Source organism: Odoribacter splanchnicus DSM 20712, assembly GCF_000190535.1.
Classification (GTDB): Bacteria; Bacteroidota; Bacteroidia; order Bacteroidales; family Marinifilaceae; genus Odoribacter; species Odoribacter splanchnicus.
Genome location: NC_015160.1, coordinates 514,185 through 531,168 on the forward strand (window position 1 = coordinate 514,185; position 16,984 = coordinate 531,168).

The following is a 16,984-nucleotide window of genomic DNA, read 5'->3' on the forward strand; positions in this document are numbered from 1 at the left end:
AAAGCCTTAGCGGACCGGTCCTGGCGAACCGGTCTGACGGTATAAAAACCGGAATCGGAATAGAAAGAAAAAAAATAGACCTACTATTATTTGAACAGATGATAGATTTTGGGAAAAATAATATCTAATAGATATAGATAAAAGTAAATCTTAAAGTCGAATTAAAAAATAATAGTATGAAAATTTTTTGGAAAGTTATCGTTGCTGTGATTGCCTTCTCTTTATTGGGGATCATGATTGTTCTAGGAACAGCTTATATTAAAAGTGTGGAACGGCATACCTATCTTGCTGACAATAAGGTATTGAGTGATAAGTATGTGTATGAAGAATTTTCGAATGGGAAAAAGAGGGTGAAAAACCGGGCTACGCAACAGGTGATTTTGGATCGTTTAGAGTGGCTGGTGACCGGTGATAAGGCCGATTCTTTAGCTGTGTTTTGCCGGAAGGGGAAAAGGGGATATCTGAATTGTTATACCGGCGAAGTGGTGATTCCCGCACAATATGAACGGGCCTGGGTGTTTTCGGAAGGATTGGCGGCTGTGATGTCGGGAGGGAAGATCGGTTTTATCGACCGGCAAGGACGGACAGTTATCCCGCCGACCTGGAGCTATCCGGTCGGTAGTCAGGAGATGGATTATCTGTTTAAAGGAGGCTATTGTGCCGTCTTCGACAATGCCCGGCAATGTGGTTTGATCGATCGCAATGGACAATGGAAAGTTGCACCTCGATACGATTATATTTATATGCCCGAAGAAGGACTTCGGATACTTCAAAAAGGAGATCGGTGGGGGGTTTTGGGTGATTCGTTACAAATCCTTATGCCAGTGGAATACGATTGGCTGAAAATAGTACCCGAAGGGATAGTCTGTATTCAGGGGGGCAAGCAACAAGTGATCGGAAAAGATGGAAAAACGGTGGTCCGGCCTTTTGTATATGATGCTATCCTTCCCCTGTATTATTCTACTGGAGAATATTTCGATAATGGAGAAGAAAGGATGAACCGAAGCCGCTATTTTTCTTATTCGGTTTGGAATCCCAAAGGAAACCGGTATGGACTGATGGATGCAGAAGGTAAACGGATTACAGAGGCTCTTTATAGTGATATCGAGGCCTTGTCGGAGGATCTCTATCTATGCTCTATAGAGGATGGACTTTACCGGATAACCTTGAATTATAACAGATAAACTTTTTCAAGGCTGCTAAACAGGATAAATCTTTGCCAGAGAATGAATTTATTTTGTAAATTTGACGCGAATTGGTAAATAGGATTGGACCGACAAAAAGTGTATACTTATGAAATATCTGGCAAGATTTATTATGTGGCTGGCCGGCTGGAAATACAAAGGTGAATTGCCTGCAGAGAAAAAAGCGGTGATTATATCTGTTCCTCATACTTCGAATTGGGATTTCTTCTGGGGAGAACTGGCTTTTTTGAGTCAGGGTATTCCGGCTTTTATTTTGATGAAGAAGGAATTCTTCTTTTTTCCGCTCGGGATGATTCTGCGGGCATTGAATGTGATACCGGTGGATCGCGGTAATAAAGATAGTCAGTTGGTAGAGCAGATGATTACCGAGTTTAAACAACGCGATTCGATGTATTTGTGTATCACCCCTGAAGGAAGCCGTAAAAAGCGGAAGAAATGGAAGAAGGGTTTTTTGGTTATTGCGAAAGCGGCAGGCGTTCCGGTTTATTTGGGCCGCATCGATTATAAAGGAAAATATTGTGAAGTGGGGCCTTTGTTTTATCCGACGGAGGATGTGGATGCTGATTTAGCCTATATTATGAGTACTTACCACGATGCTAATCCAAAGTATCCGGAGAATTTTTCTAATGGTAATTAGTACGCTCCGGAGAATAGTTTTTTTCGGAAGCGTATGTATTTTTCTTGGAAGTGCCGGAGGAGGTTGCGGTAACCAAGAAAAGAGGCAGAAGCCTGTTCTGACTGAAGAAGTACCGAAAATTACCGTTGAGCGTGTCGTTGCGGATACCTCCGGACAAAAAGAAGATTCCGGAACCGAACGGCGGATGCGCCAATTAGGATTGGTGGATATCGGGGAGGTCGATCCTACGATTGCTGTACATTTGGTGTATGCTACATCCGATAATTTTGCCGGAAAGGTGCTGTATCGGGATATCCGGAAAGCATTTCTGTTACCGGAGGCCGCCGGGCGTTTAGCAGAAGCCCAGCGAAAGTTGAAACTTCTGAGGCCGGAATTGAGTCTGCTCGTATATGATGCAGCCCGTCCGATGAAGGTGCAGCAAGAAATGTGGGATTTGGTCAAAGGGACTGAAAACCGGGTGTATGTCAGTAATCCCCGGAATGGTGGTGGATTGCATAATTACGGTGCTGCTGTCGATCTGACTTTGGTCGATTCTTTAGGACATGTTTTGCCGATGGGAAGTGAGTTCGATTATTTCGGGGAGGAGGCGAGGCCTGACCGGGAGGAGGCGATGGTGAAGCAAGGGCGGATTATTTTACCTCATTTGCACAACCGGAGGTTATTGCGTAAAGTGATGACCGATGCGGGATTCCGGGTTCTTCCCAGCGAATGGTGGCATTTTAATCTAATGTCGAGGGCAGAAGCGAGGGAGCGGCTGAAAGTGATAGAATAGTTTATATAAATCTGATTGAATGAATACGACGATCATCGGTGTTGCCGGAGGTACGGCATCGGGGAAATCTACTTTGGTAAAAAAGTTGCAAGAGGCGTTTGAAGGAGAAAGTGTCATCACGCTTTGTCATGATTATTATTATAAAGCGCATGACGATTTGTCTTTCGAAGAACGAACAAAGCTGAATTACGATCATCCCGGTGCTTTCGATACCGATATGATGATTGAAGATATCATGAAACTGAAAAAGGGACGATCTGTTTTCCGGCCCGTTTATTCTTTTGTCAATCATAACCGTACGGATAAGACCGTCAAAGTCGAGCCGGCACAGGTGATTATTATCGATGGAATCCTTATTCTGGAAAACCGGACTTTACGCGAATTGATGGACGTGAAAGTATATGTAGATACCGATCCCGATGTGCGCTTAGGACGCCGTTTGTTACGGGATGTGCAGGAACGAGGGCGTAGTATAGAGTCGGTATTGACCCAATATTTTTGTACGGTAAAACCGATGCACGATGAGTTCGTAGAACCTTCGAAACGTTATGCCGATATTATTATCCCGGAAGGAGGGTTCAATTCTGTTGCGGTCAGTATGTTGATTCATAATATTAATTCATTGATTCACCACGAGTCGGAAAGGGATAGGAGATGAAAATAGCATTGGTACAATCCCCTTTGGCCTGGGGAGAGCTGCAGGAGAATTTACAGAATTTTGACAAAAAAATGGCGGAGTGTGAGGATTGTGATGTAATTCTACTCCCTGAGATGTTCACTTCGGGCTGTATGATGATAAAGAAGTCGGCAGAGGTGGCATTTGCCGCTAAGGAATCTGTCGCAAATGCATATCCTGTCGTAGAAGAAAAGATGCTGGCTTGGGCGAAACGTCAGCATGCTTTGGTAATGGGATCGACGGTTTACCGGGAAAATGGAAAATATTATAATCGCTTGATTGCTGCTTTTCCTGAGGGAAATTGCCGGTATTATGACAAACGGCATTGTTTCAGAATGGGCGGGGAGAACGAGCATTTTACTCCCGGAGACCGGCAGTTGACTTTCGAATTTCGGGGAGTAAAGATAGCTGCTTTTATTTGTTATGATTTGCGCTTCCCGGTTTGGTGCAGGAACACACAAAATTATGATCTGGCTGTTTTCGTGGCGAATTGGCCGGAATCGCGCCGCGAAGTCTGGAAAACATTGCTGAAAGCCAGAGCGATTGAAAATCAGGCTTTTGTTGCTGGCGTCAATTGTGTCGGAGAAGATGATAACGGTTTGACCTATTCCGGTGATTCGATGGTCGCCGATGCCCGGGGGAGGGAGGTCGGAAGTACCTCTCCCGGAAATGAAGCCATTATCCGGGTGGAACTGGATATAGAGAAATTGAGGCAATTCAGAAAAAAATTTCCGGTATTGGACGACCGGGATGACTTTCTTTTCCGGGAGAAATGAGGCTAAAACGGAGTTTTTGTTATCTTTGTGCACCTTTATTCAAACGTTTGTTATAATTTTAATCGATATAAAATGAAAAGTATATTAATGACATTCATGGGAGTTGGAACAATAATGAATCTGACTGCCGGGAATTTGTCTGAAGACCGGACAGATCAGCCACAAACCGGTGGCGGTAAGGTATTGACTATGGAGGAAGCGGTACTTGGGTATCAGCTTTATCCGAAGAATTTGTATATTCAATGGCAGGGAGACCGGAACGTACTGACTTATCCGGAAGGGACGAACCTGATGGGTGAGGTGGCCGGAAAAGAAAAACCCGAAGTATTGATGACATTAGCTGAACTGAATCGTTTGCTGGAGGCGGATTTGAAGGGATGGCCCCAATATGAATGGAAAGATGGCCGTACCCTGGTGATTATGCGCCAGGGAAAAAGATATGAGATCGATACCGATAAAAAAGTGTTGGCGTATGTTTTTCCTATTGCCAAAGGAGCACAGAATGTGACCTCTAACGGACAGGAATTACTGGCTTATACGAAGGCTAACAATTTATATTATGTAGATGCTAACGGGAATGAATTTGCCGTTACTTCCGATGAAGATCCGAATATAGTCAACGGACAAACGGTGAGCCGGAATGAATTCGGGATCAACGGAGGCATTTTCTGGTCTCCGGATGGCAAACAACTTGCTTTCTATCGCAAGGACGAAAGTCAGGTAGGAACCTTCCCTTTGCTGGATATCAATTCCAGGATGGGGACTTTGCGGGAGATCAAATATCCTATGGCAGGAATGAAATCCGAGCAAATCAGTCTGGGGGTTTATCAGGTTGCTTCGGGTAAGACCGTTTTTTTAGACGTAGATGACTTCGGGCGGGAACAATACCTGACGAACATAGCCTGGAGTCCGGCTTCCGATTATATTTATGTGCAGGTACTCGACAGGGCTCAGAAACACATGAAATTGAATCAATACAGTGCCAAAACCGGTGAATTTGTGAAGACCTTACTCGAAGAGCAGAACGAGCGCTATATAGAACCTTTGACCCCGATCGTGTTTTTGAAAAACGATCCATCCCGGTTTATTTACCGGACGAATAACCGGGATGGCTATTTTAGTCTTTATCTGTGTGAGGCTGCAACCGGAAAAGTGTTGAAAAGGCTGACCGATGTGAATGCCGATGTCGAAATGGTGGGGCAGGATGATAAGTTTGTGTATTATACTTCGGCTGAAGTAAGTCCTGTCGATAATCATTTGTTCAGGGTGGAAGTGAAAAGCGGAAAGAAAACCCGTTTGACACAGGCCGAAGGTTGGCATAAAGTGACGATGAGTGGCGATATGAAGTATTTTGTAGACAATTATAGTAGTCTGAAAGTGCCTCGTGTGATTCTGCTGGTACAAAATGACGGGAAAAAAGTGAAAGAATTGTTGAAGGCGGAAGATCCTACCAAAGATTATAATTTCGGTGAGATTACGTTGGGTACGGTAAAGAGTGCCGATGGTAAGTTCAATAATTATTATCGTCTGATCAAACCCATGAATTTCGATGCTTCCCGGAAATATCCGGTTATCGTTTATGTTTATGGGGGGCCGCATTCACAGATGGTAAAGAATACCTGGCAGGCAGAAATGCGTCGTTGGGAAATGTATATGGCACAACACGGTTATGTGGTTTTTGTCATGGATAACCGGGGTACTTCGAATCAGGGGGCTGAATTTGAAAAAGCGATTCACGGACAATGTGGTCAGGCTGAAATGGCCGATCAGATGGAAGGAATTAAGTTGCTGAAATCTTTACCATATGTCGATGCCGACCGGATCGGTGTGCATGGATGGAGTTACGGTGGTTTTATGACGATTTCCCTGCTTACCAATCATCCCGACGTATTTAAAGTGGCTGTTGCCGGTGGTCCGGTGATCGATTGGAAATGGTATGAAGTGATGTACGGCGAACGATATATGGATTCCCCCCATACCAATCCGGAAGGATATGCAAAGGTAAGCCTCATTCATAAAGCCAGGGATCTCAAGGGAAAATTACTGATCTGTCAGGGAGCTATCGATAATACGGTGGTTTGGGAACATAGCCTGAGCTTTATCCGGGAATGTATTAAAAATAATATACAGGTAGACTACTTTCCCTATCCCTGTGCCGAGCACAACGTTATGGGAAAAGACCGGATTCACCTGATGCAAAAGGTGACCGATTATTTTGAGGATTATTTGAAATAAAAAGGAGAATTGTAATCAGAAAGGATGAGGCTATCCGATTTTGAAGTTGTCCTTCAATGGGATAGCCTCGTTTTTAAGAAATTTTATTTTCTTCCGTGATGACGGATAAAGAATGAGCGTAAGTTCAAATTCTTTTTATCAGAAGGGAGTAAAGACCGTACTTTGAGATTATCACTATCATTATCAATTGCAACATAGGAATAAGAGTACGGAGAGCCATTGATATATTCCGTTTTAATGGTTTTATCCGTATTTAAAACGTATGTCATGTTTTCGCTATATTCGTTTTCGTAATTTTGTTCCGAATCTTTCTCGTAATATTCCTCCGTATACGAAACCGGGAAATAAGCCGATGCCTTCCCTAGCATACCGACTAACGCAAAAACATCGGCATCCTCCATATCAAGGACCTTTGCCTGTCCCAAAGTATATTGTCCCAGTTCATTCTTCTCTTCCCCATACTCGATTGTACAAGTAGAACCGTATTCATATTTTTCTCCATCTTCTGTACTTTCTTCCTTGGTAACTACCTTGATCAGGTTTCCATCTTTCCAGGTGTAAGTCGCCTTGTAGCTTCCTTGAGAAGAAAAGCTTTCCCCATCCTCTTTCCCACTCTCGCTGGAAGATTCTGTATAAGATACTAACTGACCGTTTCCGTTGTATGAAAATGAAATCTTACCGCTACCTTTATAGCTGTAACCATCCTCATTATAATTCCAGGATGCGCTGATGCCTGTGACGTATCCGTCACTGTTAAACGACACTTTGGCTTCTTCATCATCCATAATCACAACTCCCTTGTCATAATCGATCTCGCCATACACGTAAGAATTATTTTTAACTTGAGTGCAACGATTGTTATCATCGTACACGAAAGTGTAATCCCCGATACGGGAAGGTAACTTTCCGGCGTATGTGATTGCCGGCCCTTGTGGGATTTTGTCATCATCATCATCGTTACAAGCTGAAAATAAGCACACTACCATGAGTGCTGTTCCTCATAATAATTTTTTCATTTGTTTTTCTATTAAAAATTTATAAATAATCGGTTTGCAAAATTAATTAAGCCCATTGAAAAATCCAATTCAAAAATTTTTTTATATAAATAGGTTCGGTCAAAAAAATCGGATACACTCTGATTTTCACTTTTTATATCTAACTTTGCAATTTAAATCCATCATAAAAGAAGTTATGCGTATCGATATATTAAGTGTGGTGCCTGAATTACTGGTGAGTCCGTTGAACCATTCGATTATCAAGCGGGCGCAGGATAAGGGAATTGTAGAGATTCATATTCACAATGTCCGGGATTGGTCGAAAGATAAGTTCCGGAAGGTAGACGATTACCCTTTCGGGGGAGAAGCGGGGTTGGTGATGATGATTCAACCGGTATTCGATTGTATTAACGAGCTGACTTCACAGAGGCAGTATGATGAGATTATCTATACAGCTCCGGATGCTCCGACCTTTAATCAGAAAATGGCGAACGAATTGTCTTTGAAGGAGAACATCATGATTTTGTGCGGTCACTATAAAGGGATCGACCAGCGTATACGGGATTATCTCGTGACCAGGGAAATATCGGTGGGGGATTATGTCCTGACGGGAGGAGAATTGCCTGCCTGCATTATGACGGATGCGATCGTAAGGTTGATTCCCGGGGCGATGAACGATGAGAGTTCGGCTTTGAGCGATTCTTTTCAGGATGATCTGTTAGCACCTCCTGTATATACTCGTCCTGCGGAATTCAACGGTTGGCGGGTTCCTGATATCCTGCTGTCCGGTAATCATGCTAAAATACGGGAATGGCAGGAGAAGGTCGCTTATGAACGGACGAAAACATTGCGTCCTGATTTACTCGGGGAGCAAGGAGATTTTTGATCGTTTTTTTTATAAAATAATTAATTGTAAAACAGATTATTATTCTTACCTTTGCGGCCGTATTCAAAATAATGTCTAACTCATTAGATAGGAAACAATTAAATTTATGTCAGAAGAACAAAAAGAGATGCAGGTGGAAGCTGCAGAAAAAGCCGCAAAGAAAGTAGCTCCGGTAACAACCGCTGAGCCGGAAGAAAATTTTGATTGGGATGCCTATGAAAACGACGCCGTGGTACCGGCATCCGAAAAAGATGCGTTAACTCAAAAATACGCAGAAACTCTTTCTAAAGTAGGAGAGAAAGAAGTTGTTGAGGGAACCGTAATCTCTATGAACAAAAGAGAGGTTGTGGTGAATATCGGCTACAAATCTGACGGTATCATCTCATTGAACGAATTCCGTTACAATCCGGAACTGAAAGTGGGAGATAAAGTAGAAGTTTATGTAGAAACTCAGGAAGACAAAAAAGGTCAGTTGACCCTTTCACACAAACAGGCTCGTGCTCTGCGCAGCTGGGATCGTGTGAACGAAGCGTTGGAAAAAGACGAAATCATCAAAGGTTTTGTTAAATGTCGTACCAAGGGCGGTATGATCGTTGACGTATTCGGTATCGAAGCCTTCTTACCGGGTTCTCAGATCGACGTTAAACCGATCCGTGATTACGATGTATATGTCGGTAAAACAATGGAATTCAAAGTGGTTAAAATCAACCAGGAATTCAAAAACGTTGTTGTATCACACAAAGCTCTTATCGAAGCTGAACTCGAACAGCAGAAGAAAGACATTATTTCTAAACTGGAAAAAGGACAGGTACTTGAAGGAACTGTTAAAAATATCACTTCTTACGGTGTATTCATCGACCTCGGTGGCGTAGACGGATTGATCCACATCACCGACCTGTCATGGGGCCGTGTAAATCATCCGAACGAAATTGTGACGCTCGATCAGAAACTGAACGTGGTTATTCTGGACTTCGATGATGAGAAGAAACGTATCGCTTTAGGTCTGAAACAATTGACTCCACATCCTTGGGATGCTCTGAGTGCTGACCTGAAAGTAGGGGATACTGTAAAAGGTAAAGTAGTGGTTATGGCTGATTACGGTGCATTTGTCGAAATTGCTCCGGGGGTTGAAGGGCTGATCCACGTTTCTGAAATGTCATGGTCTCAGCACCTGCGTTCTGCTCAGGATTTCATGAAAGTGGGAGATGAAGTAGAAGCAGTTGTATTGACCTTGGACCGTGACGAACGGAAAATGTCTTTGGGTATCAAACAGCTGAAGTCTGATCCGTGGCAAAATATTGAAGAGAAGTACGGTGTAGGTACCAAACATACCGCTACTGTACGCAACTTCACGAACTTCGGTGTATTTGTAGAAATCGAAGAAGGGGTTGACGGATTGATTCATATCTCCGATCTGTCCTGGACGAAGAAAGTAAAACATCCGGCAGAATTTACTCAGATCGGTGCTCCGATTGAAGTAGTTGTATTGGAAATCGATAAAGAAAACCGTCGCTTGAGCTTAGGCCACAAACAATTGGAAGAAAACCCATGGGATGTATTCGAAACGATCTTCACCGTTGATTCTGTACACGAAGGTACGATTACCGAAATTTTCGATAAGGGTGCTGTAGTTGCATTACCTTATGGTGTTGAAGGATTCGCTACTCCCCGCCACTTAGTGAAAGAAGACGGAAGTCAGGCTAAAGTGGATGAAAAATTGGAATTCAAAGTGATCGAATTCAACAAGGCCGCTAAACGGATCATCGTTTCTCATTCACGTGTATTCGAAGATGCTCAGAAATCAGAAGAGAAAGCAAAGAAGAACGCTGAAGAGAAATCTACTAAAAAAGCGGTTAAACAGGTGAAAGAAAAATTGGAAAAAACCACTTTGGGAGATATCACCGAGTTAGCTGCTTTGAAAGAACAGATGACTGCCGATGCAGCTGCTGCTAAAGAAGAGAACAAAGATTAATCTCAGATTTCAGATTCTGGATTTCAGATGGGAGGCATTTGGAAAAGTCTTCGTAACTTGCAAACGAAATCTCAACCTGAAATTGCAGATCGGAAATGAAGTTTGAATTAACGATATTGGGAAGCGGGTCATCCATTCCTACTTCCAATAGAAACTCTGCCGCTCAGGTACTTCATGTACTTGGGCGGTATTTTCTTATCGATTGTGCCGAAGCTACCCAACATCAGCTCAGGCGTTTTCATGTACCTTATAATAAGATCAATCACATCTTTATTTCTCATCTCCATGGAGATCATTTTTTTGGATTGATCGGTTTTTTATCCACTCTTTCTTTACAAGGCAGACGGGGAGAAATGCACATTTATGCAGAACCGCGTTTACAGGAACTGATCGGGTGCCAGATGAAAATCTTGCATAGCCGTTTCACTTTTCCTTTGTTTTTTCATGCCTTATCCCGCCGCGAAGAGGTGATTTATGAAGATAAAGTGGTTACTGTGACGGCTTTCCCGTTGAAACATCATTATGACACACCCGTTAGTGGGTTTCTTTTCCGGGAAAAAGAACGCGAAAGGACTATCCTGAAAGATCGGACTGCGGCCTGGAACGTACCGATAGCATTTATGCAATACCTGAAACGAGGGGAAGATTTTATAACTCCGGAGGGGGAGATTGTGGCTAACGAACTTTTGACGGTAGCACCGCCACCGGCCCGTTCCTTCGCTTATATGACAGATACTTTGTTTCGGGAGCGTTTTGCCGATTATGTCAGGGGGGTGGATTTACTCTATCACGAAGCGACCTATATGAATGCTGATGCTGTTTTAGCAAAAGAAAGTTATCACAGTACTACGGGGCAAGCAGCCCGTATTGCTGAGTTAGCCGGAGTCGGAAAATTATTATTGGGTCATTTTTCGGCCCGTTATACAGAATGCTCGGAACTTTTGGCTGAAGCACGGGAAGTCTTTCCCAACACTTTTTTGTGTTCTGACGGAGATCTTTTTGAAGTGCCTGCTGTAAAAAGAAGAAGCTGATGATCGATACCCGGAGAAAGTGTGATATATTTGCGCTGAATTAATAATCTGAAAATATTTTTTGAATGAGAACATGTGCTTTATTTCTGTTAGGGGCATGGATGTGTTGTGTGGCCTGTACCTCTGAACAAAATTCGAAGGTGAATATTAATGTTGTACGTGCCGATTCGTTATTGAATCAGGTGCTGGCTCTTTATGAAGTGAAAGAATATGGGTTATTGCTGGAGAATTATCCTCCGAAAGAAAACGAACGAGCGACCTATCTGGCCGATGAGACACAGCAGAAAACCAATCAAAGAGTCTCTTATCTTTGGCCGTATTCCGGTATGGTATCCGGTTGTGTTTCGCTGTATAAGACTACAGGAGATGAAAAGTATAAACAATTGTTGGAAAATCGTATACTACCTGGGTTGGAGAAATATTGGGACGGTAAACGGGAACCCTATTGTTACCAGTCTTATCCGATGCAATTCGGGTATAGTGACCGTTATTATGATGATAATGACTGGTTGGCTATCGACCTTTGTGATTATTATGCTTTGACGAAAGATCCGGCGGTTTTGGAAAGAGCGAAAGAGCTACACCGGTATATTTACAGCGGCTGGGATGAAGTATTAGGAGGAGGGATTTATTGGTGTGAACAGAAGAAATTGTCTAAGAACACTTGTTCGAATGCACCTGCTACGGTCTTATGTATGAAATTGTATAACCTGACTTCCGATCCTGATTATCTCGATCTGGCCAAGAAGACTTATCGATGGACCAAAGAAAATTTATGTGATCCCTCGGATGGTGTGTATTGGGATAATATTAATCTGGAAGGGAATATAGCTAAGCAGAAATATACCTATAATAGCGGGCAAATGATTCAGGCCGGCGTGTTATTGTTCCAGGCGACCGGTGACAGCACCTATTTGAAAGATGCTCAGGTGACGGCAAAAGGAGCTCACGGATATTTTCGGAAAATGCAGCCTGTTCAGGGGGGAGAAGCGATGTTTTATACCAGTTCGCCTTGGTTCAATGTGATCCTGTTCCGGGGATTAAAAGCTTTGTATGAAGTGGATAAAAATCCGGTATATGTAAAGGCGATGATGGAAAATACAGATTATGCCTGGAAAGAGACCCGGGATGAACATGGACTGTTGAATGGAGATTGGTCGGGTAATCACAAAGACGAACACAAATGGTTGCTGAATAATGCCTGTATGGTAGAAATGTATTCGGAAGCGGCTCAGCTTGACTGGTGATCTGTAAATTTGAATGAATAATAGTGAACCTTCGTTGTCGGTACCGATCCGGACGGAGGTTCATTTTTTTAGGGATATTCAGTAAATGTCCCTAAAAAGTAAGATGGCATATAAAGTTGATAGAGTATAATCACTTTATATGCCATTATTATTGCCCTTTTTCTGTGTTTTTTCACATAATCCTATCTTGTTAGACACGACGCTTCGGAAGAGGTCTGATGACCCCTTCTGGTTCTGTCGGTAAATTTATGTCATGCCGCTTTATCCGCCCGGTTCCTGATTTTATCTATCATCAGTATGGCATTTGCCGTATGTATTCCAAAGAAAATCCATAGGATTTCCGTCTTCCTGTTCCGTGCCTTTATCCTTGAGAGTGAGTAATGCTGCTTCTGTGTGCCGAAGCTGCCTTCAAGTCGGGTGGCCCTTTCTTTTGACAGTTCACTTCTGAGAACCTTTCTCAAGGATTCATCCCTGGCCGCCCTTCCCTTGCGTACAAAGGATGTTGATATTCCATATTTTGTACAGAACTTTCTGTTGGCATTATTGGCATATATGGAATCGGCAGCCACGCATCTTACCCTCACATTCATGAGCTTCTGCTGCATGCGGATACAGTCCTTCAGGCGTATACCTTCGTTGAAAGCCTTGAACGAGAGGTGTTCGATGAACGATATGCCGTCTATCTGTATGTTGTTGACCTTCGCACCGAACTCGACGGACTTTGTTTCCTTGCCTCTTACAATGGGACGTACATAATGGCGGTCAATGCTGACGATGCGGTCCCTGACCTTCCTGCCTTCAAACGACTCCTTTTCCTGTACAAGAACCTTTCTGATGATGGAAAGACGCTTCTGGTAATCCTGGGTATATCGGAGTGAGGTTCCATGTTCTCTATGGGATTTCATCCCCTCTGTATGAGGAGCTTTCAAAGAGTCTGATCATACGACGCTTGAGCATCCTGTCCTTGAAAGCCTTCTCTTTCTCTTCTGGCAGTAGGACAGATAGGACTTCGCCACCATCCGCATACTGTTGCGCGGGACGCCTTATACCCAATCTCTGCAATGAAGGCAGATTTTGCCTGTAGAGCCATTCCAGACTTTCCCAAAGGAGTTTCATATCCGTAGGAAAACGCATATGGCTCTCATAGCATGTGGCATCGGTCATACAGACGTGAAGGCTGTCAAGATAGGGTTTCCAGTGTGAAGCCAGCACTTCCTGGAGGGAATCAACATCAAGACGGGACGCTATCTCATTGCGGATGGCACTGACTATCTTGTAGTTGGTTATGGGAAAGGACGGATTTATCATAATCCCGCAGAACATCTGGTAGTGTATGTTCCCGTTAAGATGTTCCACCAGCTGCCTGTCAGAGAATCCGGTGTACGCCTTCAGGACCATAAGGGCGATCTTCGCCGAAGGACTGAAGATGTTCCTGCGTCCCAGTCGCTGTTCCGACAGGCCCATGGTCTTTGCCATACGCTCAAACGGAAACACCGAATGAAGCCTGCCAAGCTCACTCTCATGAAAACTCTTGCGATATTTTTCTATAATATCAAATTCTGTAAAGCCCAAAGTAGGGTGAATTTCCGAAATATTTTGTATCTTAGCCATATCTTTGTTGGGGAATTTCCCCCGTTTTGGATTCCAAACCTTATTTGCGGGGGAATACCTAAAGATACAAAAAAGCCAACTAATTCGCAACATTTTGTGTATGAATTAGTTGGCTAATTTTATACTATTTACTGAATATCCCTTTTTAAGGACTGGGAATACCCGGGCAGGGATATTTTTTACTGTCACCGAAGAGTAAAAACAATTCTTTGCGGGCTTTTTCCAGATTCTGACGATAGTTTTTTTGTCCGAGTTTGTCGATTTTATTTGTAAGTATATAATTATCCGGATAATAGGTTTTCCCATCGTTCATCCTGAATTGCGTTTCCAGCTGCATATAGTGATTCAGGTCACCGACTGCTTTCCGGGAATCCAGAAGGGGAGGCAGGCGGTGAAAAAAGGCGGAATCATATTTTCCGGTCGGATAGCGTTGAGCTAAATGAATTTTGACCAGGACAGGGTCTGTCTGATAGGCTGTTTTTATCTTATTCTGGCCGAACAGGTGGAAAGCTTCCTTTTCGATCAGGCGATTGATACCGGGTTGGTGCCGGGAAGGTTGTTCGATCAGGATAAAATCTTTTCCCAGGTTGTATTTCCAGGTGGTTTGTTGATGGCAGGAAGAGATATAGTTTTGTCCGCAACTATCATAAACGAAGGTGAGTTGGGCATGGGTCGAAAAAGGTGAACTGGTTTTTCTCCGGTTGGTTAATAAAGTTTGTCTTAATAGTTGATAATCGATATAATCGAAGGTCATGTTTTTTACATAATAGTTTTCTCTGTCGATAATCAGCGTACCTTTACATGAAATCCGGGTACGTTCGGGATAGGCCGAACGGCGGGTCTGGAAGGTAAAGGTATAATCCGGATCTTCGGTGTCTATGGCCCGGATATCGTAAGAGTCGATTCCGTCGAAAAGGGGACCGAAGAGTTGGATCGCCCGGAGAAGGGTGAAAATTTTCCGGGTACCTACATCGAACCGGATATCTTCGTAAGTCAGAAACATCGGTGACAGGGTATCGCTTCCGTTATTGGTCAGATTAAGACTACGGGCGATATACTGGGGTACCAGATAAGAACGGTAAGTTTCATCCCAGGTATTTTTAGCTTTTATGTTGCCTGAAGTGAAGTAAAAACCGAATTCTCTCCGGTATTCGACTGTCGTATCCCGGCAGACGGTGATCTTTTCATATTGTGCCGGTCCGTAATAACGGCAAACGGGTAAACGTCCTGCTTTTATTTTTTGTAATTTTTCGATGGCTTTCTTTAAGATTTCTTTCGGAGATATGCCCGTGGCTGTCGCCTCCTGTAGGTTGTATTGCAGCTCCTGCATAGTGAAGGCCGGATGCCTTTTCAGTTCCTGTAAACTGTATTGGACCGTTGCATATCCTATGCCTTGGAATACAATGGTATCGGAAGGTTGTAAAGAATTGACCGGGAAAGTTCCTTCCCCTTCCATATCGGAAGTAGCTAAAAGTGTAAATTGTTTTTTTAAAATAAAGTATACTCCAAAAATGGGTTTTTGGTTCTCGTCTGTGATCCTGATTTTTATTTCTTCGTTGGCAGGATTGGCATAAATATTTGCTGAGACAGACAGGAGTAATAGAAAACCCAGATACCATTTTCGCATATTCAGATGTATTTTTAAGTTGAGCGAAGTTTTTCTGCTGCAATCGGTTTGGTTGGAAAATCATTATATCCTGTATTTAAAATACGTCTTGTAAAAATAGGATTTTTTTTTCAACCTGCCAAATATGAAAAGCGGTTGCTGTCTTCATCCAGGCTATTCTCTCCGATTAGGTTCACATCAGCTTCCGGTTTTCCGTCAAAGGTCGGTCTCACGTTTTCCGGGATGAAGTTGTTCCCATTTTTGTATTCACCGTTTTTCTGAACGTAGAACTTGTTCTGGCGACGCCCGTTGCTTCCGTAAAGTGTGGAGATTCCCCCTTGAAAGGAGCGTTTTCTGAAAGGAAGCGGAGACTGCTATGATAGCCCGCTGTTTCTGCTTTTTTTGTACGATCCATTAATTTGCAAAACTAACGGTTTTAATCATCACTCGCAATACCTACGAATAATGATTTGCAAGTATAAACACCATGTATATTTGTTACGGATACCAGGACAGACCGTCTTATTCCTCCAACCACTCGTCTGAGAGCCCGAAACTCCTGTCGCGAAACAATTCAGCCAGACCTGAGATTTGCTTGAAACGGAGTAACTCGTTCTTGTCCATGCCTGTGTTGCGCATGATCCAGCTGTCGGACATACTACTGTCACAACAATCAAAGGCAAAAATGCATTTTTTTTACTACTTTTAAAGCGCTATTAAAACGTTTGATTCATGGAACTATTTGAATTAGATATTAACGCTTTATCCAAAGGTAAAAAAGAAGCTTTTTTCATATTGTACAAAAAATTCTTCGTTGCTTTGTGCCTCTTCGCTCAGAAATTTTCCATTGGGAAGGAGGCAGCAGAAGATATTGTACAAGAAATATTCTATAAGCTGTACGAAGAACGCCAGATATTCCATAATATTCTTACACTACAATCATACTTATATTCTTCTGTTAAAAATAGTTGTCTGAATTACATTCGTGATGAAAAAAGACGAAAACTCCGTGAAAGTTATTACTGTGACGAAATTTATAATAATGACACTACATTTATTAACGACGTTATCGAAAACGAAGTGTACCGAGAATTATATCAACTTCTAGATGAACTACCACCACAATGCAGAGTAATCTTTGAGAGAGTCCTGCAAGGAGAAACTTCAGAAACAATAGCCAAATCCATGCACCTGTCCATTGAGACTGTTAAGACTCAACGGAAAAAAGCCAAACATATACTAAGAGAACGTTACAAATTATTATTCAATATTATCGGAATCTTTCTATAATTTTTTTCATATATAGGATACCCACTTTTTTGTTTGGTAGTGTCT

At 42.8% G+C, this 16,984-nt stretch carries 13 protein-coding genes and 2 pseudogenes; 11 read left to right on the forward strand and 4 right to left on the reverse strand.

Features of this window, described 5'->3' with window-relative positions:
- Positions 1–176 precede the first annotated feature (176 nt).
- The 6 genes from ODOSP_RS02145 to ODOSP_RS02170 all read left to right on the forward strand — a co-directional run bounded on the left by ODOSP_RS02145 (position 177) and on the right by ODOSP_RS02170 (position 6,301).
- A complete protein-coding gene (locus ODOSP_RS02145; RefSeq protein WP_013610771.1) occupies positions 177–1,184 on the forward strand; it encodes a WG repeat-containing protein in 1,008 nt (335 codons plus the stop codon).
- A gap of 109 nt (positions 1,185–1,293) precedes the next feature.
- On the forward strand, positions 1,294–1,842 hold the full coding sequence (locus tag ODOSP_RS02150) for a 1-acyl-sn-glycerol-3-phosphate acyltransferase (RefSeq protein ID WP_013610772.1): 549 nt from the start codon (positions 1,294–1,296) through the stop codon (positions 1,840–1,842).
- Positions 1,832–2,614, forward strand: coding sequence for a M15 family metallopeptidase (locus ODOSP_RS02155; RefSeq protein WP_167535980.1), 783 nt, complete (start codon positions 1,832–1,834; stop codon positions 2,612–2,614). Before ODOSP_RS02150 ends, ODOSP_RS02155 begins: the two co-directional genes overlap by 11 nt.
- Positions 2,615–2,633: 19 nt before the next feature.
- Positions 2,634–3,272: a uridine kinase gene (udk, locus tag ODOSP_RS02160; protein WP_013610774.1), complete on the forward strand. Its 639-nt coding sequence runs from the start codon at positions 2,634–2,636 to the stop codon at positions 3,270–3,272.
- Positions 3,269–4,066, forward strand: a complete 798-nt coding sequence (locus ODOSP_RS02165) for an amidohydrolase (protein ID WP_013610775.1) — start codon at positions 3,269–3,271, stop codon at positions 4,064–4,066. The genes udk and ODOSP_RS02165 overlap by 4 nt, the downstream gene beginning before the upstream one ends.
- A 72-nt stretch (positions 4,067–4,138) precedes the next feature.
- Positions 4,139–6,301, forward strand: coding sequence for a S9 family peptidase (locus ODOSP_RS02170; RefSeq protein ID WP_041556286.1), 2,163 nt, complete (start codon positions 4,139–4,141; stop codon positions 6,299–6,301).
- Between the two features lie 83 nt (positions 6,302–6,384).
- On the opposite strand, the gene ODOSP_RS02175 is transcribed toward ODOSP_RS02170, so the two are convergent.
- Positions 6,385–7,287, reverse strand: a complete 903-nt coding sequence (locus tag ODOSP_RS02175; RefSeq protein WP_013610777.1) for a DUF4595 domain-containing protein — start codon at positions 7,285–7,287, stop codon at positions 6,385–6,387.
- Positions 7,288–7,492: 205 nt separating this feature from the next.
- Between ODOSP_RS02175 and trmD the strand changes: the two genes are divergently transcribed.
- The 4 genes from trmD to ODOSP_RS02195 all read left to right on the forward strand — a co-directional run bounded on the left by trmD (position 7,493) and on the right by ODOSP_RS02195 (position 12,432).
- Positions 7,493–8,182, forward strand: coding sequence for a tRNA (guanosine(37)-N1)-methyltransferase TrmD (gene trmD / locus ODOSP_RS02180; RefSeq protein ID WP_013610778.1), 690 nt, complete (start codon positions 7,493–7,495; stop codon positions 8,180–8,182).
- Between the two features lie 127 nt (positions 8,183–8,309).
- The gene (rpsA, locus tag ODOSP_RS02185; protein WP_041557133.1) at positions 8,310–10,154 is read left to right on the forward strand and encodes a 30S ribosomal protein S1; all 1,845 of its coding nucleotides are present in this window, start codon (positions 8,310–8,312) and stop codon (positions 10,152–10,154) included.
- Positions 10,155–10,249: 95 nt separating this feature from the next.
- Positions 10,250–11,185: a ribonuclease Z gene (locus ODOSP_RS02190; RefSeq protein WP_013610780.1), complete on the forward strand. Its 936-nt coding sequence runs from the start codon at positions 10,250–10,252 to the stop codon at positions 11,183–11,185.
- Between the two features lie 65 nt (positions 11,186–11,250).
- The gene (locus ODOSP_RS02195; protein WP_013610781.1) at positions 11,251–12,432 is read left to right on the forward strand and encodes a glycoside hydrolase family 76 protein; all 1,182 of its coding nucleotides are present in this window, start codon (positions 11,251–11,253) and stop codon (positions 12,430–12,432) included.
- Positions 12,433–12,683: 251 nt separating this feature from the next.
- Here ODOSP_RS02195 and ODOSP_RS19105 read toward each other — a convergent pair.
- From ODOSP_RS19105 to ODOSP_RS20105, 3 genes and pseudogenes are all read right to left on the reverse strand, one after another.
- A pseudogene (locus ODOSP_RS19105) lies at positions 12,684–14,043 on the reverse strand (transposase).
- A 145-nt stretch (positions 14,044–14,188) separates the two neighbouring features.
- A complete protein-coding gene (locus ODOSP_RS02210; protein ID WP_013610784.1) occupies positions 14,189–15,670 on the reverse strand; it encodes a hypothetical protein in 1,482 nt (493 codons plus the stop codon).
- 501 nt (positions 15,671–16,171) lie between these two features.
- Positions 16,172–16,312: pseudogene (locus ODOSP_RS20105) on the reverse strand (chromosome partitioning protein ParB); the annotation flags it as partial.
- Between the two features lie 69 nt (positions 16,313–16,381).
- Here ODOSP_RS20105 and ODOSP_RS02220 point away from each other — a divergent pair.
- Positions 16,382–16,939 (forward strand): RNA polymerase sigma factor, encoded by a 558-nt coding sequence (locus tag ODOSP_RS02220; protein WP_013610785.1) that lies wholly within the window; start codon positions 16,382–16,384, stop codon positions 16,937–16,939.
- Positions 16,940–16,984: the final 45 nt, after the last annotated feature.